This is a genomic window from Knoellia koreensis (genome assembly GCF_013041615.1).
GTDB lineage: Bacteria > Actinomycetota > Actinomycetes > Actinomycetales > Dermatophilaceae > Pedococcus > Pedococcus koreensis.
On the sequence record NZ_JABEPQ010000001.1, the window covers coordinates 165,668 to 188,834 of the forward strand.

The following is a 23,167-nucleotide window of genomic DNA, read 5'->3' on the forward strand; positions in this document are numbered from 1 at the left end:
AGCTGACCACCGACCTTCCCGCGGTGGTGGTACGCCTCGACCTGGGGCTCCGACCTAGCCGGCGTCCGGACCGAACCGCTCCCAGACCTGGTCGGCCTCCTCGGAGCGGCCGTTGTGGTCGAGGAACTGGGCCAGGGCGCTGGCCGCCTCGACCCGGGCCTGCGTGTTCTGCGACTCGCTGAGGTCGGAGAGGGCGTCTCGCAACGTCGTCTCCGCCTCCCGGGTGCGGCCGGCGCCGGCGAGGTAGCGGCCCCGGTCGACCCGCACCATCGCGGCCACCTCGAGTGAGAGCGGCACCAGAGCGGCCTCACTGTCCTCGGCCCGCTTCACCGCTTCGGGGAACCGTCCCAGGTCGGCGAGGACCGAGGCGGTCTGGCGGTTGACCATGGCACCGATGTAGTCCTCGTCGACCGTGGCGTCGATCTCCTGGTCACGTTGCAGCGCAACGGTTTCCGACAGCGCTGAATCGAGGATGGGCAAGCCCTCGGCGACCTCTCCGGACAATGCCAGGGTCGCGCCCCGAGCTCGCCTGCAGGCGAGGAAGAGGTTCAGGTCACCGGTCTGCGCGGCATACGGGGTCGCCTTCTCGTAGAGGCCGGAAGCCTCGTCGAGGTCTCCGAGGTCCCACGACGCCTCGGCCGCCCGGTGGAAGGCGTGTCCTGTCTCGTTGGTGCGCTTCTGGAGCTGGTAGGCGGCTGCGGCGTCGAGGAACGCGCGCCGGGCGGAGCCGGGTTCGCTGAGCGCGCTGAGCGCGTTCCCGAGGCCCCAGTAGGCAGGCCCGAGGGAGTCGGGTTCGACGTCGCGGAGCACGGCGATCGCGGACTCGATCGCCTCGGCGCCCTCGAGGGGTCGCCCCGTCTCGGTGGCGGCGAGCCCGTAGTAGCGCTGCGCCACCGCTCTCCGGCAGGCAAGACTGAGGCATGACGATGTCCACCCGGATCCTGTTCTGCTGCAACAGAATCCGTGTGGACAAGGCCTTGCATCACTGTTCGAACAACTGTACGATGCGGGTATGACAACAACCGCCCCGGGCCGCAGCGCCGTGCAGCAGGTGCAGGACCTGCTACGCGCCCTGGCCCGGGTGGACGGTGCCGGGATGGACGACGCAGCCCGGGTCGACCTGATCACCACGATGGAGCAGCTCAAGGGCGCAGCAGCGGCGGCGCAGGCCAGAGTCACGGTCGCCTTCGCGGACTCCCAGCTCGCCGACACGGCGGACGAAACCCTGCGCGAACGGGCGCAGGCCCGTCGGTCCGTGCACGCCCAGGTCGCACTCGCCCGCCGGGCCTCACCCTCCCTGGGTGACCGGTACGTCGGCGCCGCCCGCGCCCTCGTGGGCGAGATGCCCGCCACCATGACCCTGCTCACCGCAGGCACCATCGGCGAGGACGCCGCGGTCGAGCTCGTCACTGCCACCGCCGCCACGACCGTGGAGGTGCGCCGTGAAACCGACCGGCGCCTCGCCGGACCCGGCGGTCCCGCCGGGCAGGTCAGTCCACGCCGCCTTGGACAGCTCGGCCGTGCCGTGGTCGCCGAGCTCGACGCCGCCGGTGTCGTCGCCAGGAACGAGCGCGCCGTGGCGTCCCGTCGGGTCACCTGTCGGCCCGCCCCGGACGGAATGGCCTACCTCACCGTGCTCGGGCCGATGCACGAGACCGTCGGCGCCTTCGCCGCACTGAAGAAGCACGCCGCGACCGTCATGGCTGGCCGCGACCCCGCGGGCGAACTACCCCAGGGCAGGCACGACGGCGCCATCATGGCCGACACCGCCCTGCGCCAGCTGTCCGGCCGCCGTCTCGGTCAGGTGCAGCCCGTCGCGGTCCAGCTCGTCATGACCGACCGCGCCCTGACCGGTATCGGCAACCCGGACCGGTCCGTCATGGAGCCTGCCCGCATGGTCGGCCACGGACCCGTGCCGGCCCCCACGGCCAGGTCCTGGCTCCGCAGCCACCAGCGTCGCTCGCCAGGGGAGACCGCCGAGCAGGCCCACGTGTGGGTCCGCCGCGCCTTCACCGAACCCTCAGGCCGCGACCTGGTTGCCATGGAGTCCAAAGCCGCCCTGTTCCCACCTGCCCTTGTGGATTACCTGGTCCTGCGTGACGACACCTGCGCCACGCCGTGGTGCGAAGCACCCATCGCCCACGCTGACCACATCACCCCCCGGCACGCCGGTGGCCGCTCCACCGCCGCCAACGGCCAAGGGCTGTGCGCCCACTGCAACCTGACCAAGGAAGCACCCGGCTGGCACCACGAGGTCACCGCCACCGGAGTCCATCACCCCAACGAGGGGCCCCACACGGTCCGGATCACCACACCCACAGGGCACACCTACGACTCCACGGCACCGCCAGTCCTTGGCCGCCACTGGCAACCGCCGCTCCCAGACACGGATCGATGGCCCGGCTACGACCCAGACCTGTGCGACCCGGAGACCGGCGCGCCTCTTGACATCGACTGGGCCGAGGTCGCCCGCATCCAGTACGACCTCTACGAACCGCACGGCACCGCGGCGTGAGGGCTCAGCCCGTGGCGACGGGGCGGGTCGGGTCGGTGATCCAGTCGCTCCACGAGCCGACGTAGAGCCCCGCGTCGACGCCGGCTTCGTGCAGTGCGAGCACCTCGTGCGCGGCCGTGACGCCGGACCCGCAGTAGACCCCGACCCGCTGCCCTGCGCGAACTCCCATACGGGAGAACAGCTCTCGCAACTGATCGGCCGCCAAGAACCTGCCGTCGGCTCCGGCGTTGTCGGTCGTGGGTGCGTTGACCGCGCCGGGGATGTGGCCGGCCACGGGGTCGATCGGCTCGGTCTCGCCGCGGAACCGTTCCGGCGCGCGGGCGTCGAGGAGTATGCCGTCGCGAGCCACCTTCGCGGCCTCATCGGCGTCGAGGAGTGCACCCGCCGAGTCGTCGACCGCGGCCTCGAACGTCCCGTCACCGGGCGGGGGCACCTCGGTCGTCACCGGTCCACCGGCCGCACGCCAGGCCGTGAGCCCGCCGTCGAGCACCCGGACATCCGCCAGCCCGAAGTGGCGCAGCACCCACCAGGCGCGTGCCGCGGCATACGACGGTCCCTGGTCGTAGACCACGACGCGTGAGCCGGCGTCGACGCCGCACCGCCGCATCGCCTCCTGCACGGCGTGGGCCGTGGGCAGCGGGTGCCGACCGCCCGGCCCGGGCGGTCCGGCGAGCTCGGCGTCGAGGTCGACGTGGTGGGCCCCGGGCAGGTGCCCGGCCGTGTAGAGGTCGCGCCCCGGGGGCCCGGCGGCGCTGGTGAGGTTCCACTGGACGTCGACGACGACGAGGCCGTCGAGCCCCTCCGCGACGAGGTCCTCAGCACTGACGAGCGCGCTCATGCGCCACAGTCAACACCCACGCAGCCCCGACGTAGCGTGGTCCTCGTGAGCACCGCCCGGCTCGTCCTCGTCCACGGCACGCGGCTGAGCCACACCCAGTGGGCGCCCTACAACGGGCTCTTCCCGCACTTCGAGGTCGTCACGCCCGACCTGCCCGGCCACGGTGCCCGGACCGGCGAGCGGTTCACGACGGACGCCGCGGTCGAGGCCATCGCGGACGCGGTCGACGGCGGCGACGAGGCCCTGCCCACGGTCGTCGCCGGTCACTCGCTCGGTGGCTACATGGCGATGGCGTATGCCGCCCAGCACCCCGATCGCCTCGCCGGTCTCGTGACGATCGGGGCGGCCGCCGTCCCCGCCGGCCCCGGCGCCGCGGCATACCGGCTCCTCGGCCGTGCCCTCGAGCGCTCCGGCGACGAGCGCGCCGGCGCCTTCGCCAACCGCGTCATCGCGCGCCTCACCTCCGAGCAGACCCTCGCCCTGGTCACCGCGGGCGGCACCACCTACGCGGCGACCCGCGACGCGTGGGCGGCGGTCATGGCGGGCGGTCGGCCCGAGCTGCTCGCGCGGGTGCGCTGCCCCGTGCTCGTCGTGGGTGGGCAACTCGACCAGCTGGCGATCCAGAGCAGGAGGTATGCCGCGGCGGCACCTCGCGGACGCCGCGTCATCGTGCCGCGCGCGACCCACTTCCTGCCGCTCACCCATGTCGACGTGGTGGCGCGGATCCTGCGCGACTTCGTCGACGAGGTGGTGCCCTGAGATACTGGCCGCGCCATGACGACGACCGCCCCCGCCCGCGCCGCCCCGGTGCTGCCGCCGCTGCAGATCGGGCGGCACACGATCGAGTCGCCGGTGGTGCTGGCGCCGATGGCGGGCATCACCAACCGGGCGTTCCGCAAGCTGTGCCGCGAGTACGGCACCGAGGGGCTCGCGGCCGGTGGCGCCAGCGGCGCGACCTCGCTCTATGTGAGCGAGATGATCACGTCGCGTGCGCTCGTCGAGCGCACGCCGGAGTCGATGCGGCTCATCGAGCACGACCCGCAGGAGAACCCGCGTTCGATCCAGCTCTACGGTGTCGACCCCGCCACCGTCGCCGCTGCTGTGCGGATGCTCGTCACGGAGGACCGCGCCGACCACATCGACCTCAACTTCGGCTGCCCCGTCCCCAAGGTGACGCGCAAGGGTGGCGGGGCGGCGCTGCCGTGGAAACGTGACCTCTTCGAGGCGATCGTCACGGGCGCCGTCCGCGAGGCGAGCCCGTATGCCGTGCCCGTCACCGTGAAGATGCGCGTCGGGATCGACGCGGACCACGTGACGTACCTCGAGGCAGGACTCATCGCCGAGCGCGCGGGCGTCGCGGCCGTCGCGTTGCACGGCCGCACCGCCTCGCAGGCCTACTCCGGCCAGGCGGACTGGACCGCGATCGCCCGCCTCAAGGAGACGGTGCGCACGATCCCCGTGCTCGGTAACGGCGACATCTGGTCGGCCGAGGACGCGGTGCGGATGGTCCACGAGACCGGCTGCGACGGCGTGGTCGTGGGGCGCGGGTGCCTTGGCCGGCCGTGGCTGTTCACCGACCTGGCAGCGGCCTTCGCCGGCAGCCAGGTGCGAGTGCGCCCGACCCTCGGCGAGGTGACCGCCACGCTGCGCCGCCACGCGGCATACCTCGTCGACTTCTATGGTGACGAGTTCAAGGCCTGCCGCGACATCCGCAAGCACATCGCTTGGTACCTCAAGGGTTTTCCCGCCGGGTCGACGGTGCGCAACCAGCTCGCCCTGGTCGACTCGCTCGAGGCCCTCGACGCGCTGATCGCGACGATGGACCCGGCCGCACCCTGGCCCGGCGACGCCGCCGAGGGGCAGCGCGGCCGGGCCGGGTCACCGCGGGTCGTGGCGCTTCCGGACGGCTGGCTGCGCAGCCGCGAGCTCAGCGACGAGCACCGGCGCGCGGTCGCCGAGGCCGAGCTGTCGGTCAGCGGCGGCTGAGCACCGGCAGTCCTGCGGGGTTCAGCTGGCGCCGCCGTGCGACAGCGACTCGAGCAATGCGTTGTTGAACGCGGGGATGTCATCGGGCTTGCGGCTGGTGATCAGGTTGCCGTCCTGGACGACCTCCTGGTCGACCCACTCGGCACCGGCGTTGCGCAGGTCCGTCTGCAGGCTCGGCCACGATGTCAGGGTCTTGCCCTGGACGACGTCTGCCTCGATGAGGGTCCATGGGGCGTGGCAGATGGCCGCCACGGTCTTGCCGGAGGCGAGGAAGTCGCGTACGAACGCCACGGCGTCCTCGTCGGTGCGCAGGGCATCGGGGTTGGCCACGCCACCGGGCAGGACGAGGGCGTCGTAGTCGTCGACCTTGGCGTCCTTGATCGCCTTGTCGACCTTGCGCTTCTCCGCCTTGTCCAGGTGGTCGAAGGTCTGCACCTCACCGGTCTGCACGCTGAGCAGCTCGGGGGTGGCTCCGGCCTGTTCAACAGCCGCCCACGGCTCGGTCAGCTCGACCCGCTCGATGCCCTCGTTGGCCACGAGGAACGCCACCTTCTTCTGGTTCAGATCGCTCATGCTTCAACCCTGCGAAAGGCTGCTCGCACTCGCAATCCGAGCACGGTGTCGTCCTGCGCACCGGACGTCGAGGACGTGGTTGACCAGGCTGGCGCGGGGCTCATCCGGCTGACAGCGCCTCGCTGAGCCGTCGCACCGCCTCGGGGGCTCGCCGGGTCGTGATGTGCCGGAACCCCAGCGCCAGACCCTGCACCGGCTCCTGCTGGACGTACCGCGGCGACAGCGGCTCGACTCCGACGCCGCGCCGGGCCGCTGCCGCCACCACCTCCACGTCCGAACGCGACTGGTCCACCAGCCGGGTGCAGACGTGCAGCCCCGCGACGGAAGGGAGCACCTCCAGGGTCCCCGCGGCATACCTCTCCACCGCGGTGAGTAACGCCTCGCGACGTTCGCCATAGATCTTGGTGGCCTTGCGGGTGTGGGCGGCGAGCAGGCCCTCGGACATGAACCGCTCCATGGCGCCCTGGGTGACCGCGTCGCCCTGCCAGTCGGTGAGCAGCTTGGCCTCGCGCAGCGCCGGCTGCAGCGACTGGGGCGCGACGAGGTAGCCGATCCGCAGCATCGGCATCAGCACCTTGGAGAACGACCCGACGTAGACGACCCGGCCGTCACGGTCGAAGCTCTGCAGCGGCGCGAGCGGGCGTCCGTCGAACCGGAACTCGCTGTCGTAGTCGTCTTCCACGATGACGGCGTCGTGACGAGCAGCCCACTCCAGCAACGCAGTTCGTCGCCGAAGCGACATGACGGCGCCGGTGGGGAACTGGTGCGAAGGCGTGACATAGACGAGCCGGGCGCCGCGGGGGATGGCGTCGACGACGATGCCCTCGTCGTCGACGGGCACCCCTGCGACCTTGGCGCCGTGCGAGGCGAACAGTCGCACGGCGGCGGTGTATCCGGGGTCCTCGACCGCCGCCACGTCGCCGGGGGAGAGCATCACCCGGGCGACCACGTCGAGGCCCTGTTGCGCCCCGTTGGTGAGGAGCACGTCGTCACCGCTGGCGACCACCGAGCGTGACACCCCGAGGTGGCGGGCGATCTGCGCCTGCAGGCCCGGGTGCCCCTTGCCGTCGTAGGCAGGCTCGGCCTGCAGGGACGGGCGCAGGGTCGCCGACACCAGACGCCGCCACACCGGCAGCGGGAAGAGGGCGGTGTCCGGGCCGCCGACGGACAGGTCGAGCTCGAGCGGCGGCGAGTCCGGCACCGGCGCGGGCAACGACTGCCAGATGGGGCGCGGGCGCACGTCACCGCCGGGAGCGGTGCGCGGCCGGGCCGGCCGCACGTCCGCGCTGACGAAGGTGCCGGCGCCCACGCGCGACTCCAGGTAGCCCTCGGCGACGAGCCGGTCGTATGCCGTCGCGACGGTGCCGCGCGCGACGCCCAGTTCGCTGGCGAAGGCACGGGTCGGGGGCAGCCGTTCACCGGCGGGCAGCCGGCCGCTGGCGATGCCCTCGAGCAGGTGCTGGTAGATCTGGGTGGCCCGGTCGCCGGGACCGTCGAACCGCAGCAGCAGGTCCATGCGCCCACCCTAGATTGGCCCAATCAGCTTGCCCAGCACTGGCCCTTCTGCCCAGTCCAATGGGCCCGCAGGCTGGAGCCATGACCCAGGACAGCGACACCGCCTGCGCCACCGAGATGCTCACCCGCGACCGGAGGAGCAGCCAGGCCAGCGACTCCACCGACCCCGCGCCCGGCGCTGCGCCGACCGGCTCGCTCACCATCCCGCAGGGGAGCGCGCTGGCGATCAGCGCCGTCCTCGGGACGGGCGTCATCACCCTGCCCGCCATCGCCGCCGGGATCGCCGGGCCGGCGTCGCTGGTGGCCTGGCTGGCGCTCGTGCTGCTCTCGGTCCCGCTCGCCAGCACGTTCGCGGCGATGGGGGCGCGGTTCCCGGACGGTGGCGGCGTCTCGACCTACGTGGGGCGGGCGTTCGGTCGGCGCGCCTCGGCCGCCGTGGGGTGGTGCTTCTTCTTCGCGGTGCCGGTGGGCGCCCCGCCGGCGTCGCTCATGGCCGGCGGCTACGTCGCCGACGTCGTGGGTGGCGGTCACCGGACCGCTGTCGCGGTGGCGGTGTGCCTGATCCTCGGTGTCGCCCTCCTCAACGCGGCCGGGCTGCGGCTGTCGGGGCGGGTGCAGCTGGTCATGACCGGCACGCTGGCCGCGCTCATGGTGGTCACGGTGGTCACCGCGCTGCCGCACGCCCGGCTCGGCAACCTCACGCCGTTCGCGCCGCACGGCTGGTCGGCGGTGGGGCCGGCCGCGGCGCTGCTCGTCTGGGGCTTCGCCGGGTGGGAGGCCGTGGCCTCGCTCGCCGGTGACTACCGCCGGCCCGGTCGCGACGTGCCGCGGGCGACCGGTGTCGCCCTCGTGGTGGTCGGTGTCCTCTACCTGGCGCTCGCCGCCACAAGCCTGCTCGTGCTCGGTGCCGCGACGGGCGACAGCCAGGCACCGCTGTCCGACCTGCTCGCCGCCGGCGTGGGTGGGCAGGTGCGCGCCGTCACCGCAGCCGTGGCGGTGCTGCTCACCTTCGGCGCGATGAACGCCTACTACGCCGGTGGCTCCCGGCTGGGTGCCTCGCTCGCACGGGAAGGTGCGCTCCCGGCATACCTGGCACGGGGGAGCGGACCGGGGGAGGTGCCGCGTCGCGCCCTGGCGCTCATCGCCGTGGAGTCGCTTGCGGGGCTGGTGGTCAGTGAGGTGCTGGGGCTTGGCTTCACGCCGCTGATGCTCCTGGCGACGGGCTGCTTCACCCTCGTCTACGTCCTCGGCACGGGGGCGGCGGTGCGGCTGCTGCCGCGCGGCACCCGGGTCTGGTGGACCGCACTCGTCGCGCTCGCCTCGGTGCTCGTCCTGCTCGTCATGAACGGCTGGCACGTGCTGTGGGCGCTCGGGGTCGCTGTCGCGGCGGTGGGCTACGTTTCGTACCGTGAGCGCGCGAGGGCAGGTCGGAACGCCCGGCGGGACACCTGAGCGGCCGGCGCTGTTCTTCGCCGGTCCCGAGGAGTTCCGCGCCTGGCTCGAGGCCAACCATGACACCGAGACCGAGCTGTGGATGGGCCTGCGCAAGAAGCACGTCGCCGACCGCGGTCTCACCTGGGAGCAGGCCGTCCGTGAGGCCCTGTGCTTCGGCTGGATCGACTCGGTTGCGCAACGCATCGACGACGATGCGGTCCGCCAGCGCTGGACGCCGCGCAAGCCGGGCAGCAACTGGTCGACGATCAACATCAAGGCGGTCGAGGAGCTCACCGCGGCCGGGCGCATGCACCCCGCCGGGCTCGCCGCGTTCGCGTTGCGACGCGAGGACCGTTCGGGTGTCTACGCCTACGAGAACCGCGACCGCGAGCTGCCGCCGCAGTATGCCGCGGTGCTGGCTGCCGATGCCGCGGCCAGTGCGTTCTGGGCGGAGGCGACACCGAGCTACCGCAAGCTTGCGACCAACTGGGTGCTGACCGCCAAGCAGGAGGTCACCCGCGAGAAACGGCTCGCCCAGCTGGTTGCGGACAGCGCCGCCGGTCGGCTGATCCCGTCGCAGCGCTACGGGGACCAGCCCAAGTGGGTCGAGCGCGCTGCCGCCGCTGCCCGAGCGGCCGGGACGACGGCCTAGGCTCGGCTGCGTGGGTTACACCGAGGTCGACCGGGAGCGCTGGGTGCGGGAGGACCCCGTCACCAAGCGCGCCGACCGCGACGACTTCGCCCGCGACCGCGCCCGCCTGCTCCACTCGGCCTCGCTGCGCCGCCTGTCCGCCAAGACCCAGGTCGTCCAGCCCGGCGACGACGACTTCGTCCGCAACCGGCTCACGCACAGCCTCGAGGTCGCGCAGATCGGCCGCGAGTTCGGTGCGGCCCTCGGCTGCAACGCCGATGTCGTCGACACGGCCTGCCTCGCGCACGACCTCGGCCACCCGCCCTTCGGCCACAACGGCGAGCAGGCCCTCGACGCCGTCGCCGAAGGCATTGGTGGCTTCGAGGGCAACGCCCAGACCCTGCGCCTCCTCACCCGCCTCGAGCCCAAGCGGATCCACGCCGACGGTCGCCCCGCCGGCCTCAACCTCACCAGGGCAAGTCTCGACGCCGCCACCAAGTACCCCTGGCCCCGGGGCGAAGGCCCTTGGCCCACAACGAAGTTCGGCGTCTACGCGGACGACCTGCCCGTCTTCGAGTGGTTCCGTGCCGGCCGCCCCGACGGCGAGCGCTGCATCGAGGCCGACGTCATGGACTGGTCCGACGACGTCGCCTACTCAGTGCACGACGTCGAGGACGCCATCGCCTCGGGTCGCCTCGACGTGCGTCGCCTTCGCGACACGACTGACGTCGACTCGGTCCTTGCCGTGGCGACCGGGGTGTATGCCGCGGACCTGGGTGCCGACGCGATGGGGGCTGCGCTGGGACGGGTTCTCGCCACCGGACTGGTGCCGGCGGCATACGACGGCTCCCGGGGCGACCGGGCAGCCCTCAAGGACATGACCTCCCAGCTCATCGGCCGCTTCGTCCAGGCCGTCGAGCTGGCGACGATGGAGCGCCACGGACCCGGCCCGCTCACCCGCTACGACGCGCCCCTGGTCGTGCCCGACGAGACGCGCGCCGAGTGCGCGGTGCTCAAGGCCGTCGCGGCCCACTTCGTCATGAACGCCCAGGAGCGGATCGATGTCATGGCCGCCCAGCGCGAGGTGGTGCGCGACCTCGTCCGGGGCTACCTCGACGACCCGGTCGCTCGCCTCGACCCCGACCTGCTGGCGGACTGGAAGGCCGCCGACTCCGACGCCACGGCGCTGCGCGTCGTCGTCGACCAGGTCGCCTCGCTCACCGACGTGCGCGCCCTGCACCTCCACGACGCCTGGTCCTGAGACGTCCGTCCTGACACGCTGAGCGGGTATGGCCGAAACGCTTGCCAGTGGAGCCGTCCCTGTGCGCCAATGGTGCATCAGAGTCACTGTGGAGGGGAGGCCGCCATGAGCACCGTGGACGGAGAAGTGACCAAGGTCGTGGGGTACCCGCGCGTCGCCGGTGACCCGGTGGCGTCGGTCGTCTTGAGCGTGCCGCCCTCCCCAGCCGCGAGGACGAAGCTGTGGTGGCTGGTCGCCGGGGTCGTCCCGTTCCTCGTGCCGTTCGCGGTGTGGGCGACGGTGTCCTACTGGCGTATGCCGCGCAGCGAGTCCCGCTGGAGGCTCCTCGCTGCGGTCGTGCTGGTCCTCGAGCTGGCCAACTTCGTCGGCTTCATGATCTACGGCTACGGCCGCCACTATCTCGTACCGCCGGTGCCCGACTACCTCTGACGGACCCTGCGCCTAGACTCGCCCTCGACAAGGAGGGCCAGTGGCGGGTCGGATCAAGGCCGACGACATCGCGCTCGTCAAGGAGCGCACGTCGATCGAGGACGTCGTGCGCGAGCACGTCACCCTGCGCCCGGCCGGCCCCGGCTCGATGAAGGGGCTGTGCCCGTTCCACGACGAGAAGACGCCGTCGTTCAACATCCGCCCGGCCGTGGGTGCGTGGCACTGCTTCGGGTGCGGCGAGGGCGGCGACGTCATCTCGTTCGTGCAGAAGGTCGAGCACCTCACCTTCACCGAGTCGGTCGAGCGCCTCGCCTCCAAGCTCGGCATGGAGCTGCACTACGAGGAGGGTGGTGGCCCCCGCGACCGGGGCCCCTCGCTCGGGCAGCGCTCCCGGCTCGTCGAGGCGCACCGCGTCGCCCAGGAGTTCTACCTCGAGCGGCTGCTCGACACGTCCTCCGGCGAGGCGCGGGTGGGGCGCGACTTCCTGCGTGGCCGCGGGTTCGACGGTGAGGCTGCGAAGCACTTCGGCGTCGGGTTCGCCCCCCGCGGTGGCGAGGAGCTGACGCGGCACCTGCGGGCCAAGGGCTTCAGCGACGACGAGCTCGTCGCGGGAGGGCTGAGCGGACGGGGGAGCCGCGGGCTCTACGACCGGTTCCGGGGGCGGCTCATGTGGCCGATCCGCGACATCACGGGCGACACCGTGGGTTTCGGCGCGCGTCGGCTCTTCGACGACGACCGGATCGCCGCCAAGTACCTCAACACCTCCGAGACCGCGATCTACAAGAAGTCGACGGTCCTCTACGGCCTCGACCTCGCCAAGAAGTCGATCGCGGGGGAGCGCAAGGCCGTCATCGTCGAGGGCTACACCGACGTCATGGCCTGCCACCTCGCCGGCGTCGAGGGCGCGGTCGCGACGTGTGGCACGGCGTTCGGCACCGACCACATCAAGGTGCTGCGCCGCATCCTGCGCGACGAGGCCGACCTCGCACCCGCCAAGGTGGTGTTCACCTTCGACGGCGACGCCGCCGGGCAGAAGGCCGCGATGAAGGCGTTCGGTGACGACCAGCGTTGGGCCTCCCAGTCGTTCGTGGCCGTGGCCGACGGCGGCATGGACCCCTGTGACCTGCGGATGGCCAGCGGCGACGACGCCGTGCGCCACCTCATCGACGACGCCGTGCCGATGTTCGAGTTCGCGGTCCGCACCACCATCGCCCGCTACGACATGGCCACCGCCGAGGGCCGCGTCCAGGCCATGCGCGCCGCCGCCCCCATCGTCAACAGCATCCGCGACAGCTCAATGCGCCCCGAGTACATCCGCACCGTCGCCGGGTGGATCGGGGTCGAGGTCGAGCAGGTGCGCGCCGAGGTCGCCCGCGCCGGTCGCATGGCCGCCCGCGACGCAGAGAAGGGCGACAAGGCGCGGGACGCACAGACGGCGGGGGGCCAGGCACGCCCTGACGCCGACGTCGTCCCCGAGCCGTCGGAGCAGGAGGCCCGCGCCGCCCTGCCAACCCCGGACCTGCGTGACCCCGTGGTCTTCGTCGAACGCCAGCTGCTCCAGACCCTTCTGCAGTACCCCGGCAGCTTCGAGCCCGCCGACATCGACACGATCGAGCCTGATGCCTTCACCGCCCCCGCCCACCGCGCGGTCTTCGACGGGGTGCGCGGCGCCGGCGGTCCGCAGGTTGGGCTCTCGGCCAAGGCCTGGGCCGACCGGGTCACCGAGGCCTCACCGCTGTCGGTCCACGGCCTCGTCGCCGAGCTCGCCGTCGCCCCGCTGCCGACCCGCATGGACAAGTCCACCGGGCTGCCCGAACGCCGTTACGTCTCAGCCCTGCTCACCCGCGTCCAGGAGGTCTCCCTGACCCGCCAGATCGCCGACGCCATGTCGGCCATGCGCCGGATGGCCGCCGACCAGCACAGCGACGCCGCGCAGGCGCGTGAGCTGAGCGGCCGGCTCCAGGACCTGCAGCGCGAGCTGGCCCAGCTGCGCGACCAGGCGTCGTGATGGCGCTGTTCGCCAAGCGCCAGCCGTCGCTGCCCGACGCCGCCCGGTCGGCCGCCGGACTGGCCAAGGGCGAGAAGGTGCTCGCCTGGGCGACCGAGGAGCCCACGGGCGTGGTCGTCATCGCGACCAGATACGGCCTGTATGCCGTGTCACCGGCCGGGGAGCGCCTGCTCGGCAAGCCGTGGCACGAGGTCGATGCCGGCTCGTGGAACCCCGAGACGGGTCAGCTCACGGTCACCTGGGTCGACCGGTCCCGGCCGAGCCAGTGGGCCCTGGGTGAGACCTCGCTCCTGCCCGAGACATTGCGCGAGCGGGTCCAGGCCAGCGTCGTGCTGGCCCAGCAGGTCGACCTCGGCCCGCGTCGTCGCGGCCGGGCCGTGATCCGGCAGGACCTCGCCACCGGCGACCTGCTGGAGCAGCAGCTGCGGGGCCGCGGCGCCCGCCCCGACGACGCGGAGCTCACGCGGGCGCTCGGCGACGCGGCGGCATACCTGCGCGAACAGGTCGGGCGCTAGCCCAGCGCCGGCAGGAGCTCGCGCACGCGCTCGGGCAGGCCGTCCCCGGGCACCCGGCCGGTACCGACCAGCACCGCTTCCGTGTCCGACCAGTCGGCCGGCAACGGTTCGCCGACGATGGCCTCGATGGTCTGCCTGGCCAGTGCGAGCCCCGGCGCGGGTGGCGCCACGGGGGAGTCGAGGTCGAGCTGGTGGATGACGTCCTCGACCACCCAGATCGTGAGGAAGTCCCCCGCGGTGAAGACGCAGTCCTGCCACAGGTAGTGGCCCTCGGTGAGGTTGTGGACGCCCCGGTCCACCATCGCAGCCACGTCGCGCAGCTGCTCCAACGCCGAGGACGGTCGCAGGTAGGCCGAGGCCCGGCGACGCTGCGACATCAGGGTGGCCACGGGGTCGTCGTCGCCGTACTGCTCGGTGAACACCGCCCAGTAGCTCGCCGCGTCGACGGTGGTGGGACGGTCGGCCCGCGACACCAGCCCGCCGAGCATCTCGGCCCACCCGCCCACGACGTGGACGACCACGTCGAGCCGCGACCAGCCGTGGCACCGCGAGGCGCCCAGGAGGTCGTACTCCGACAGCGCGACCGTGGCCTCGACGAACCGGTTGACGCTGTCGCGCGCGGTGTCCCTGACCGTCTCCAGCTCGACCGTGAGTGGCATGGCGCCCACGCTACGCCTCGTCACCGACAGCGTCGCCGGGCCGTTTTCAGAACCGGCCGCTTCCTTTGCTATGGTTGCGCAGCGCCGACGGCGGAACCGCCGAAGGTCATTCCCCCGTAGCTCAATTGGCAGAGCATTCGACTGTTAATCGAAGGGTTGTTGGTTCGAGTCCAACCGGGGGAGCAGACACGAAGGCCGGGTCCGATCGGACCCGGCCTTCGTCATTGCGTATGCCGCGTGGTTGCGCCCGCGGTCACCGGCCGGTCTCGGTGGGGTCGGTCTGCACGACGTCCTCCCCGCCCAGCGTCGACTCCTGGTCCACCGTCGCGGTGAGAGCGCCCGGGGTGGCCACGACAGCGCGGCCGCGGCGGGAGAGCCGGCGCTGCACGAGGGTCGCGAGCTTGGTCAGCGCGTAGTTCATGAGGATGAACAGGATGGCGCAGACGATGTACGCCGGAACCGTGTTGGAGAACGCCGACCCGAGGGTCTTGGACCAGGTGAGCAGCTCGCCGTAGGTCACGGCGTACCCGAGCGCGGAGTCCTTGAGGATCACGACGAACTGCCCGATCAGCGCGGGCAGCATCGCGGTCAGGGCCTGCGGCAGCTGGATCGAGCGCAGCACCTGGCTGGGCGTGAGGCCGATCGACAGGCCCGCCTCGCCCTGGCCCTTCGGCAGGGCGAAGACACCCGAGCGCACCAGCTCGGCGATGACCGAGCCGTTGTAGAGGGTGAGGCCGGTGACGACCGCCGCCAGCGGGGCCGTGTCGGCCGAGAAGAACGACGTCTGCGTGTAGATGCCGAAGTAGGCGAAGATCATCATCAGCAGCACAGGCACTGCGCGGAAGAACTCGACGACGATGCCGCACACCCAACGGACGGGCGCGAGCTGCGAGAGTCGCCCGATGCCGAAGACGAGGCCGAACACCCCGGCGAACACGATCGAGATCGCGGCCGCCTTGAGCGTGCCCACCAGGCCCTTGAGCAGGTAGTCACGCCACACCGACCGGTCGGTGACGAACGGTTCCCACATCGAGGCCTGGAGCTGGTTGGCGGTGTACATCTTGCGCACCACGACGGCGAGGATCGCGACCAGCAGGATGACCCCGACCACGGTGAGCAGTGCGTGCCGGCGACGTGCCCTCGGGCCGGGTGCGTCGAACAGGACCGAGGCGCTCATCGCTTCACCGCCAGGCGTCGCGACAGGCTGGTGAACCCGACCCCGAGGGGCAGCGTGAGGATCACGAAGCCGAGGGCGAAGATCGCGAAGATGGCGAACGAGCCGCCCTCGTTCTCGATGATCTTCTGCATCAGGCTCGCGGCCTCAGCGGAGACGATGACTGCGGCCACTGTGGTGTTCTTGATCAGCGCGATCAGCACCGAGCCGAGCGGCGCGATCGAACCGCGGAAGGCCTGCGGCAGGATCACCTCGCGCATCGTCTGCCCGAAGGTCAGCCCGACCGACCGGGCGGCCTCGGCCTGACCGGCCGGCACGGTGTTCACGCCGGAGCGGATCGCCTCGCACACGAAGGCGCCGTGGTAGACGGCGATGACGACGATCGCCCAGCGGATCGCGTTCTGGGTGATGTCCTGGGAGAGCGAGACACCCAGGATGTAGGTGATGCCGAGCACGCTCATCACCATGAGCAGGGTGAGCGGTGTGTTCCGGAAGATGTTGACGTACGACGTCCCGATGAACCGCATGACGGCCACCGGGGACACGCGCATCACTGCGGCGATCGTCCCCAGGACGAGGGCTCCGAGGCCGCCGAAGAAGGACAGCTTGATGGTCCACCAGAACGCCCGGAGGATGTCCGGGCCGTAGGTGCTCAGGATGTCACCCATGCAGCGCACCTTCCGTTGTAGGAGAAGGGGATTGACGCCAAGGTATGCCGCCCGCTCGGGCGAGCGGGCGGCATACCTCCGCGGTTTTCAGGCTCAGGAGCAGGGGTCGGGCTTCGGCGGGTTGAGCGCCTTGTCGACCTGGAAGCCGGCCGGCCCGAGGTTGGCGTCGACCGCCTTCTGCCACTCGCCGGAGTCGACCATCTTGGTGAGCGCGTCGTCGATCTTCTTGCAGAGCTCGACGTCGCCCTTCTTGATGCCGACGCCGTAGCGCTCCTCGGAGAACGGCTTGCCGACGACCTTCAGCTTGCCCTTGTACTGGTCCTGCGCGGCGTAGCCGGCGAGGATCGTGTTGTCGGTCGTCAGCGCGTCGACGCCCTTGGCGACGAGCGCCGCGACGCACTCGGAGTAGGTGCCGAACTCCTGGAGCTGGACGCCGGGGTACTTGTCCTTGACCTTCTGCGCCGAGGTGGAGCCGGTGACCGAGCAGAGCTTCTTGCCGGTCAGCGAGTCGGGCCCGGTGATGGAGGAGTCGTCGGCGCGGACCAGCAGGTCCTGGCCGGCGATGAAGTACGGGCCGGCGAAGGACACGTCGGCCTTGCGCTTGTCGGTGATCGAGTAGGTCGCGAGGATCATGTTGACCTGGCCGGTCTTCAGCAGCGTCTCGCGCTGGGCCGACGGGGCCTGCACCCACTGGATGTCGCCCTCGTCGTGGCCGAGCTCCTTGGCGACGTACTTGGCGACGTCGACGTCGAAGCCGGTGTAGTCGTTGCCCTCCTTGAGGCCGAGACCCGGCTGGTCGAACTTGATGCCGATCTTGAACGAGCCACCGCCCCCGCCACCGCCGGAGCCGCCATCCTTCGCGCTGTCGCCGCATGCGGCCAGGCTGAGGGCGAGCACCGATGCGGCGGCGAGCGCGCCGATCTGGCGAATCTTCATCTGTTTCCTCCTGTGGTGGGTGAACCGGCTCAGTGGGTGAGGATCTTGCCGAGGAAGTCCTTGGCCCGGTCGGACCGCGGTGCGGTGAAGAAGGTCTCGGGCTGGGCCTCCTCGACGATCTGGCCGTCGGCCATGAAGACGACCCGGTTGGCGGCCTTGCGGGCGAAGCCCATCTCGTGGGTGACGACGACCATCGTCATGCCCTCCTTGGCGAGGCCGACCATGACGTCGAGGACCTCGTTGATCATCTCGGGGTCGAGCGCCGAGGTCGGCTCGTCGAAGAGCATCACCTTGGGGTCCATGGCCAGGGACCGGGCGATGGCGACGCGCTGCTGCTGGCCACCGGAGAGCTGGGCGGGGTACTTCTGGGCCTGCTGGGCGACCCCGACCCGCTCGAGCAGCTCCATCGCGCGCTTCTCGGCGTCCTTCTTGCCCTGCCCCCGGACCTTGACCGGCCCGAGCGTGACGTTGTCGAGGATCGTCTTGTGGGCGAAAAGGTTGAACGACTGGAACACCATGCCGACGTCGGCCCGCAGCTGCGCGAGCTCCTTGCCCTCCTCGGGGAGGGGCTTGCCGTCGATGGTGATGGTGCCGCTCTCGAACGTCTCGAGCCGGTTGATCGTCCGGCACAGCGTCGACTTGCCCGACCCCGACGGGCCGATGACGACGACGACCTCGCCCTTGCCGATCTGGAGGTTGATGTCCTGCAGGACGTGCAGGTCGCCGAAGTGCTTGTTGACGTCCTTGAGGACGACGAGTGGCTCCGTCATGGACGGCAACCTACCGCCCGGCGACTCCCGTGTGGTCCAACTGGGTCCGCTTGTCACCCAACGGCAACGTCCGCCGTGGGGGCCTGAACCGCTCGTGCCGGCCCGCTGACCAGCTGCGCCACCACGCCGCCAGCGCTCCCGGGTCTCCTTGGGTGACCAAGTGGAACCACACGTACCTCACCGCATCCGGGGCGGCCCGCCAACGCAGGCCGGGCTGTGCGGTGAGGTACCCCAGGTTCCGGTAGGTCAGCTCGCGCTTGGCCGGGTCCTGCGGCACCAGGACGTGGGCGCGACCGCCCCACAGCGGCCGCCAGTCGTCACGGCCCTGCGGGTGCTCGTACGTGGCGGCGACACAGGTGGCGAACCGGATGCCGCTGCGGCGCATCCGACGGTGCAGCTCGACCTCGTCGCCCCGGATGAACAGCCTGGGGTCCGGCACACCCACGGCGTCCAGGGCGGCAGCGGAGAAGAGGGCGCCGTTGAACAGGTTGGCCGCACCCATCACCACGGCCGAGCGGCCGAGGTCGTCGACCCGGCGGGCCCAGCGCAGGCCCTGCCTCAGCGGGAAGGCCAGGCGCCCGGGGTCGGTCTCGTCGACGACGGCGGGGGAGACGGCGTCCAGCTGGTGGCTCTCGGCGCAGGTGAGGAGGCGGCCGAGGGTCCACGGGTCACCGGGTCGGCCGTCGTCGTCGGCCAGCCACACGGCATCGGCCCCCAGGGCGCGTGCGGTGAGTATGCCGTAGGCGTACCCACCCGCGCCCCCGAGGTTGGTGCGGGATGGCAGGTAGGTGTGGGGGAGCGGGCTGCCCTCGACGACCCGCCGCGTCTCGGCGTCGTCGGCGTTGTCGACGACGACCACGTGGTCGGGCGGGCGATGTTGGGCCGCAACGGATTCCAGGCAGCGGCGCAGCAGCTCGACCCGGCGGTGGGTCACCACCACGCACACCACTCGTCCGTCGACCAGCACGGCTCCGACCGTAGGCATGGTGCGACATCGGGCAGGGACGCGCAGGTGAACGCCACGTGACCGGTGGGCGGCCAGCCGGGTCCGAGCAGGCCCTTGGACCAACATCTGCCCCCCGGACACGGCGTGTTCACCCTGGCTTTCCCTGGCGTGCCTAGCGTCCGAACCGTGAAGACACCCTTCTCCCTCCTGCTGCCCGTCTACCGCGGCGACCGGCCCGACCACCTCGCCCGCGCGTTCCAGAGCACAGTGCTGGAGCAGACCCGCCGCCCCTCCGAAGTGGTGGTCGTACAGGACGGACAGATCACGGCCGAGCTCGCCTCGACGCTGGAGCGGCTGGAGTCGAGCAGCCCCGTGCCGTTGCGCCGGCTGCGCCTCACCCACAACGTCGGTCTCGCCCAGGCCCTGCAGTGCGGCCTGTCCGCGTGCAGCCACGAGGTCATCGCCCGCATGGACGCCGACGACATCAGCCTGCCGCACCGCTTCGAGCTGCAGATCCCGCTCATCGAGGACGGCGCAGACCTCGTCGGCTCGGCCCTCGTGGAGTTCGGTGAGACGCCGGAGTATGCCGGGCGGGAGCGCGTGCTGCGGGTGCCGCCGTTGACGGCGGGCGACATCGCCGCCGAGGCGCGGCTGCGGAGCCCCTTCAACCACCCGACGGTCGTCTACCGCCGCTCCGCGGTCCTGCAGGCCGGCGGCTACCGCGAGCTGCCGCTGCTCGAGGACTACTGGTTGTTCACGCGCATGATCAGCTCGGGCGCCAAGGTGGCCAACCTCGCCGAGCCACTCGTCCTCTACCGCGTCGATTCGGGCAGCTACCAGCGCCGCGGGGGCCTGCGACTGTTGCGCTCCGAGCTCGGCCTGCAACGACGGCTCCACCGCGAGGGGTTCACGTCCAACCGCGAGCACCTGCGCAACCTCATGGTGCGCGGCGGCTACCGCGTCGTCCCCGTGGGACTGCGCCGCGCGGCATACCGCCACCGCTTCACCACCACCCAGCCGGGCGCCACCGTGGACGTCCCCACGGTGGGGGCGCCGCCCGCACCCAACCGCCCGACCCGGACGGAGGGCCGCGCGTGAGGGCCGACCTGGTCGTCGTCGGGTCGGGGTTGTTCGGTCTCACCGTCGCGGAGCAGGCTGCCGCGCGTGGGCTCGACGTCGCCATCGTCGAGCGGCGAAACCACTTGGGCGGCAACGCCTGGAGCGAGCCGGACCCGGACACGGGCATCGAGGTGCACCGCTACGGCGCACACCTCTTCCACACGTCGAACGAGCGCGTCTGGGAGTACGTCAACCGTTTCACCGGGTTCACCGACTACCGCCACCGGGTCTGGACCGTGCACCACGGCGAGGTCTTCCCGATGCCGATCAACCTCGGCACGGTGAACCAGTTCTTCCGCGCCAACCACGGCCCGCAGGCGGCCCGCGACCTCGTCGCCGCGCAGGCGGCTGAGCTCACCGGCGAGCCGAAAAACCTTGAGGAGAAGGCCATTTCGCTCATCGGACGCCCTCTCTACGAGGCGTTCGTGCGGGGCTACACAGCCAAGCAGTGGCAGACCGACCCGACCGACCTCCCGGCCGAGGTGATCAGTCGGCTGCCGGTGCGCTACACCTACGACAACCGCTACTTCAACGACCGGTTCGAGGGACTGCCCACGGACGGGTATGCCGCGTGGCTGACCCGGATGGCCGACCACCCCCGCATCACGGTCGAGCTGGAGACCGATTTCCTGGCCGACGGGCACGAGCTGTCCCGCGAGTCGGTGCGCGGACAGGTGCCGGTCGTCTACACCGGGCCCATCGACCGCTACTTCGGTGACGCCCACGGCGCCCTCGGCTGGCGCACCCTGGACTTCGAGCGCGAGGTCGTCGCGACCGGTGACTTCCAAGGGGCCCCGGTCATGAACTATGCCGACGACGACGTGCCGTTCACGCGGATCCTCGAGTTCCGACACTTCCACCCCGAGCGCGCCTACCCGGACGACAAGACTGTGATCGTGCGCGAGTTCTCGCGCTTCGCCGAGGCCGGTGACGAGCCGTACTACCCCGTCAACACCCCGGACGACCGTGAGCGGTTGCTGGCGTACCGCGAGCTGGTCGAGCAGGAGCGCTCGCAGGGCGTGGCCTTCGGCGGCCGGCTCGGCACCTACCAGTACCTCGACATGCACATGGCGATCGCCTCGGCCCTGCGCCTCGTCGACAACGACCTCGACGCCCTCATCGGGGTGCGTGGCCTCAGCGCGGCCGGAGCGGCAGGGGTGGGCGCATGAGTGCGCAGCTCGACGTCGACCGGCTCAGCGAGCTCGCCCGGGTGGTCCTGCCGGTCGACGGCGACCTCGACGTGCTGCCGCTGTACGTCGACACCCGCAAGTCACCCAAGCCGCCCAAGGACGACACCGACAGCCCGGTCGTCATCGAGGCCAGCGGCCCGGCCGTGGTGCCGGACCAGGTGCTCGGTCGACGGCGGTTCCGCCTCGAGCACGGCCAGGGCGTGTCGTTCGCGACCTACTTCAACGCCTTCCCCGCCTCGTACTGGAAGCGGTACACGAGCATCACCGAGGTCGTGCTCCAGGTCCGCACGAACGGCCCGGGCACCCTGTTCGTCTACCGCTCCACCGGTCGCGGCTCGGTCGTGCGCGTCACCTCGGCGACGGTGCGTGGCGAGCACGACGAGCGGGTGAGGTTGCCGCTCGACACCTTCGCCGACGGCGGCTGGTACTGGTTCGACCTCGTCGCCGGCGACGGTCCACTCACCCTCGAGTCGGCCGCCTGGCTGGGCGCCCCCGAGGAGGTCGCCCCACGCGCCACGGGGACCGGACGCATCACCATCGGCATCACGACCATGAACCGGCCGGCATACTGCACCGCACTGCTCACCCAGCTGGGTGAGGCACCCGATCTGTGCGACGTCATCGACGAGGTCATCGTCGTCGACCAGGGCACCGAGCGGGTGCGCGACCACGAGGGGTTCGCCGCCGCGCGCGAGGCGTGCGGTGACCGGCTGCGCGTCATCGAGCAGGCCAACCTCGGCGGCTCCGGCGGCTTCTCGCGGTCGATGCTCGAGACCCTGGACGGCGGCCGCAGCGACCACGTCCTCATCCTCGACGACGACGTCATCTGCGAGCCCGAGGGCATCGCCCGCACCGTCGCCTTCGCCAACGCCTGCCGCCGGCCGACCGTCGTCGGGGGGCACATGTTCTCGATGTACGACCGGTCGGTACTGCACGCCTTCGCCGAGGTGATCCTGCCGTGGCAGTTCCGGTGGGGTCCGGCGGAGCCGACCGTCCACGACCACGACCTGGCCTCCACCAACCTGCGGGCCACGCCCTGGCTCCACCGCCGCATGCACAGCGACTACACCGGCTGGTGGATGTGCCTCATCCCGGTCACGGTCCTGCGCGAGTGCGGGTTGTCGATGCCCTTCTTCATCAAGTGGGACGACGCCGAGTATGGCCTGCGGGCGGCCGAGCACGGCTTCCCGACCGTGTCCCTGCCCGGTGCGGCGGTCTGGCACGTGCCGTGGACCGACAAGGACGACGCGGTCGACTGGCAGGCCTACTACCACGCGCGCAGCCGCCTGGTCGCGGCGCTGACGCACTCCCAGTACGACCGTGGCGGCCGGATGGTCCGCGAGAGCCTGTTCATCCAGCTCAAGCACCTGCTGGCCATGCAGTACTCCGCCGCGGCCCTGCGCCAGCGGGCCATCGAGGACGTGCTGAGCGGCCCCCAGGACATGCACGCCTCGCTCGCCACCCGGCTCGGTGAGGTGCGCCAGCTGAGGCAGCAGTTCGACGACGCGGTGGTCCGGCGCAGCCCCGAGGAGTTCGCGCCCGTGCGCCGCACCAAGCTGCGCAAGCGTGACTCGCTGGGCGCCAAGCCGGTCGGCACCGCGGCGACGATGCTGGCGGCCGGTTCGGCTCTGGTGCGGCAGCTGCGCCCGGTCGACCCGCGCACCAAGGCGCACCCCGAGCGCGAGGTCGCGGCCGCCGACGCGGGCTGGTGGACGCTGGCGCGTCTCGACTCGGCCCTCGTGACCACCGCCGACGGCAAGGGGATGTCGTGGCACAAGCGCGACCGCAGCCACCTGGCGGCCGCGATCCGGGACGCCGTGGAGGCGCACGAGCAGCTCCTGCGTGACTGGCCGCGGCTCTCCCGGCTCTACCGGGACTCCATGCCCGACCTCGTGGGACCCGATGCCTGGCGCAAGACCCTCGACGTGGCCGTGCCCGACGAGGCGCCCCAGGAGACGGCCGACCCGCGTATGCCGCACGAGGCGGACGACGTCCGGTGA

The 23,167-nt window shown here is 71.5% G+C and carries 22 protein-coding genes and 1 tRNA gene; 13 read left to right on the forward strand and 10 right to left on the reverse strand.

Features of this window, described 5'->3' with window-relative positions:
- Positions 1-54 precede the first annotated feature (54 nt).
- Positions 55-894: a tetratricopeptide repeat protein gene (locus tag HJG52_RS00845; protein ID WP_171241697.1), complete on the reverse strand. Its 840-nt coding sequence runs from the start codon at positions 892-894 to the stop codon at positions 55-57.
- Between the two features lie 118 nt (positions 895-1,012).
- Between HJG52_RS00845 and HJG52_RS00850 the strand changes: the two genes are divergently transcribed.
- A complete protein-coding gene (locus tag HJG52_RS00850; RefSeq protein ID WP_171241698.1) occupies positions 1,013-2,515 on the forward strand; it encodes an HNH endonuclease in 1,503 nt (500 codons plus the stop codon).
- A 4-nt stretch (positions 2,516-2,519) separates the two neighbouring features.
- Here the strand turns inward: HJG52_RS00850 and HJG52_RS00855 are convergent, their stop codons facing one another.
- Positions 2,520-3,353, reverse strand: a complete 834-nt coding sequence (locus tag HJG52_RS00855; protein ID WP_171241699.1) for a sulfurtransferase — start codon at positions 3,351-3,353, stop codon at positions 2,520-2,522.
- Between the two features lie 45 nt (positions 3,354-3,398).
- Here HJG52_RS00855 and HJG52_RS00860 point away from each other — a divergent pair, with 45 nt between their 5' ends.
- Positions 3,399-4,112, forward strand: a complete 714-nt coding sequence (locus HJG52_RS00860; protein WP_171241700.1) for an alpha/beta fold hydrolase — start codon at positions 3,399-3,401, stop codon at positions 4,110-4,112.
- Positions 4,113-4,127: 15 nt separating this feature from the next.
- Entirely contained in the window at positions 4,128-5,339 is a 1,212-nt protein-coding gene (gene dusB / locus HJG52_RS00865) for a tRNA dihydrouridine synthase DusB (RefSeq protein ID WP_171241701.1), read from the forward strand.
- 21 nt (positions 5,340-5,360) lie between these two features.
- Here dusB and HJG52_RS00870 read toward each other — a convergent pair whose 3' ends face one another.
- Complete coding sequence (locus HJG52_RS00870; RefSeq protein WP_171241702.1) at positions 5,361-5,912, reverse strand: type 1 glutamine amidotransferase domain-containing protein; 552 nt, start codon at positions 5,910-5,912, stop codon at positions 5,361-5,363.
- Between the two features lie 100 nt (positions 5,913-6,012).
- The gene (pdxR, locus tag HJG52_RS00875) at positions 6,013-7,428 is read right to left on the reverse strand and encodes a MocR-like pyridoxine biosynthesis transcription factor PdxR (RefSeq protein ID WP_171241703.1); all 1,416 of its coding nucleotides are present in this window, start codon (positions 7,426-7,428) and stop codon (positions 6,013-6,015) included.
- A gap of 80 nt (positions 7,429-7,508) precedes the next feature.
- On the opposite strand from pdxR, the gene HJG52_RS00880 reads away from it, so the two are divergent.
- From HJG52_RS00880 to HJG52_RS00905, 6 genes are all read left to right on the forward strand, one after another.
- Positions 7,509-8,879, forward strand: coding sequence for an amino acid permease (locus HJG52_RS00880; RefSeq protein WP_240977143.1), 1,371 nt, complete (start codon positions 7,509-7,511; stop codon positions 8,877-8,879).
- A complete protein-coding gene (locus HJG52_RS00885) occupies positions 8,836-9,513 on the forward strand; it encodes a YdeI/OmpD-associated family protein (RefSeq protein WP_171241704.1) in 678 nt (225 codons plus the stop codon). Before HJG52_RS00880 ends, HJG52_RS00885 begins: the two co-directional genes overlap by 44 nt.
- A 10-nt stretch (positions 9,514-9,523) precedes the next feature.
- A complete protein-coding gene (locus HJG52_RS00890; RefSeq protein WP_171241705.1) occupies positions 9,524-10,753 on the forward strand; it encodes a deoxyguanosinetriphosphate triphosphohydrolase in 1,230 nt (409 codons plus the stop codon).
- A 105-nt stretch (positions 10,754-10,858) separates the two neighbouring features.
- Positions 10,859-11,182, forward strand: a complete 324-nt coding sequence (locus HJG52_RS00895) for a hypothetical protein (RefSeq protein WP_171241706.1) — start codon at positions 10,859-10,861, stop codon at positions 11,180-11,182.
- A 40-nt stretch (positions 11,183-11,222) separates the two neighbouring features.
- Positions 11,223-13,190, forward strand: coding sequence for a DNA primase (gene dnaG / locus HJG52_RS00900; RefSeq protein ID WP_171241707.1), 1,968 nt, complete (start codon positions 11,223-11,225; stop codon positions 13,188-13,190).
- Complete coding sequence (locus HJG52_RS00905; RefSeq protein WP_171241708.1) at positions 13,190-13,705, forward strand: hypothetical protein; 516 nt, start codon at positions 13,190-13,192, stop codon at positions 13,703-13,705. The genes dnaG and HJG52_RS00905 overlap by 1 nt, the downstream gene beginning before the upstream one ends.
- On the opposite strand, the gene HJG52_RS00910 is transcribed toward HJG52_RS00905, so the two are convergent.
- Positions 13,702-14,364, reverse strand: coding sequence for a maleylpyruvate isomerase N-terminal domain-containing protein (locus HJG52_RS00910; RefSeq protein ID WP_171241709.1), 663 nt, complete (start codon positions 14,362-14,364; stop codon positions 13,702-13,704). The genes HJG52_RS00905 and HJG52_RS00910 overlap by 4 nt on opposite strands.
- A gap of 110 nt (positions 14,365-14,474) precedes the next feature.
- Here HJG52_RS00910 and HJG52_RS00915 point away from each other — a divergent pair.
- Positions 14,475-14,547: transfer RNA gene (locus tag HJG52_RS00915), tRNA-Asn, on the forward strand.
- 70 nt (positions 14,548-14,617) lie between these two features.
- On the opposite strand, the gene HJG52_RS00920 is transcribed toward HJG52_RS00915, so the two are convergent.
- The 5 genes from HJG52_RS00920 to glfT1 all read right to left on the reverse strand — a co-directional run bounded on the left by HJG52_RS00920 (position 14,618) and on the right by glfT1 (position 18,879).
- Positions 14,618-15,541, reverse strand: coding sequence for an amino acid ABC transporter permease (locus HJG52_RS00920; protein WP_171241710.1), 924 nt, complete (start codon positions 15,539-15,541; stop codon positions 14,618-14,620).
- Positions 15,538-16,206, reverse strand: a complete 669-nt coding sequence (locus tag HJG52_RS00925; protein WP_171241711.1) for an amino acid ABC transporter permease — start codon at positions 16,204-16,206, stop codon at positions 15,538-15,540. The genes HJG52_RS00920 and HJG52_RS00925 overlap by 4 nt, the downstream gene beginning before the upstream one ends.
- Positions 16,207-16,299: 93 nt before the next feature.
- A complete protein-coding gene (locus HJG52_RS00930; protein WP_171241712.1) occupies positions 16,300-17,142 on the reverse strand; it encodes a glutamate ABC transporter substrate-binding protein in 843 nt (280 codons plus the stop codon).
- A gap of 29 nt (positions 17,143-17,171) precedes the next feature.
- Positions 17,172-17,912: an amino acid ABC transporter ATP-binding protein gene (locus HJG52_RS00935; RefSeq protein WP_171241713.1), complete on the reverse strand. Its 741-nt coding sequence runs from the start codon at positions 17,910-17,912 to the stop codon at positions 17,172-17,174.
- A 10-nt stretch (positions 17,913-17,922) separates the two neighbouring features.
- Positions 17,923-18,879, reverse strand: coding sequence for a galactofuranosyltransferase GlfT1 (gene glfT1, locus HJG52_RS00940; RefSeq protein ID WP_206069833.1), 957 nt, complete (start codon positions 18,877-18,879; stop codon positions 17,923-17,925).
- A gap of 165 nt (positions 18,880-19,044) precedes the next feature.
- On the opposite strand from glfT1, the gene HJG52_RS00945 reads away from it, so the two are divergent.
- From HJG52_RS00945 to HJG52_RS00955, 3 genes are read left to right on the forward strand one after another with little or no spacing between them, the layout of a single operon-like run.
- Complete coding sequence (locus HJG52_RS00945) at positions 19,045-19,956, forward strand: glycosyltransferase (RefSeq protein ID WP_346767502.1); 912 nt, start codon at positions 19,045-19,047, stop codon at positions 19,954-19,956.
- On the forward strand, positions 19,953-21,146 hold the full coding sequence (gene glf, locus HJG52_RS00950) for a UDP-galactopyranose mutase (protein WP_171241716.1): 1,194 nt from the start codon (positions 19,953-19,955) through the stop codon (positions 21,144-21,146). The genes HJG52_RS00945 and glf overlap by 4 nt, the downstream gene beginning before the upstream one ends.
- Positions 21,143-23,167, forward strand: a complete 2,025-nt coding sequence (locus tag HJG52_RS00955; protein WP_171241717.1) for a glycosyltransferase — start codon at positions 21,143-21,145, stop codon at positions 23,165-23,167. Before glf ends, HJG52_RS00955 begins: the two co-directional genes overlap by 4 nt.

Bases quoted from the DNA above. Each gene is read 5' to 3' on its own strand.
- HJG52_RS00850 (WP_171241698.1), top strand. From the start codon at position 1,013: ATGACAACAACCGCCCCGGGCCGCAGCGCCGTGCAGCAGGTGCAGGAC.
- HJG52_RS00855 (WP_171241699.1), bottom strand. From the start codon at position 3,353: ATGAGCGCGCTCGTCAGTGCTGAGGACCTCGTCGCGGAGGGGCTCGAC.
- dusB (WP_171241701.1), top strand. From the start codon at position 4,128: ATGACGACGACCGCCCCCGCCCGCGCCGCCCCGGTGCTGCCGCCGCTG.
- HJG52_RS00870 (WP_171241702.1), bottom strand. From the start codon at position 5,912: ATGAGCGATCTGAACCAGAAGAAGGTGGCGTTCCTCGTGGCCAACGAG.
- pdxR (WP_171241703.1), bottom strand. From the start codon at position 7,428: ATGGACCTGCTGCTGCGGTTCGACGGTCCCGGCGACCGGGCCACCCAG.
- HJG52_RS00880 (WP_240977143.1), top strand. From the start codon at position 7,509: ATGACCCAGGACAGCGACACCGCCTGCGCCACCGAGATGCTCACCCGC.
- HJG52_RS00895 (WP_171241706.1), top strand. From the start codon at position 10,859: ATGAGCACCGTGGACGGAGAAGTGACCAAGGTCGTGGGGTACCCGCGC.
- HJG52_RS00905 (WP_171241708.1), top strand. From the start codon at position 13,190: ATGGCGCTGTTCGCCAAGCGCCAGCCGTCGCTGCCCGACGCCGCCCGG.
- HJG52_RS00910 (WP_171241709.1), bottom strand. From the start codon at position 14,364: ATGCCACTCACGGTCGAGCTGGAGACGGTCAGGGACACCGCGCGCGAC.
- HJG52_RS00920 (WP_171241710.1), bottom strand. From the start codon at position 15,541: ATGAGCGCCTCGGTCCTGTTCGACGCACCCGGCCCGAGGGCACGTCGC.
- HJG52_RS00925 (WP_171241711.1), bottom strand. From the start codon at position 16,206: ATGGGTGACATCCTGAGCACCTACGGCCCGGACATCCTCCGGGCGTTC.
- HJG52_RS00930 (WP_171241712.1), bottom strand. From the start codon at position 17,142: ATGAAGATTCGCCAGATCGGCGCGCTCGCCGCCGCATCGGTGCTCGCC.
- HJG52_RS00935 (WP_171241713.1), bottom strand. From the start codon at position 17,912: ATGACGGAGCCACTCGTCGTCCTCAAGGACGTCAACAAGCACTTCGGC.
- HJG52_RS00955 (WP_171241717.1), top strand. From the start codon at position 21,143: ATGAGTGCGCAGCTCGACGTCGACCGGCTCAGCGAGCTCGCCCGGGTG.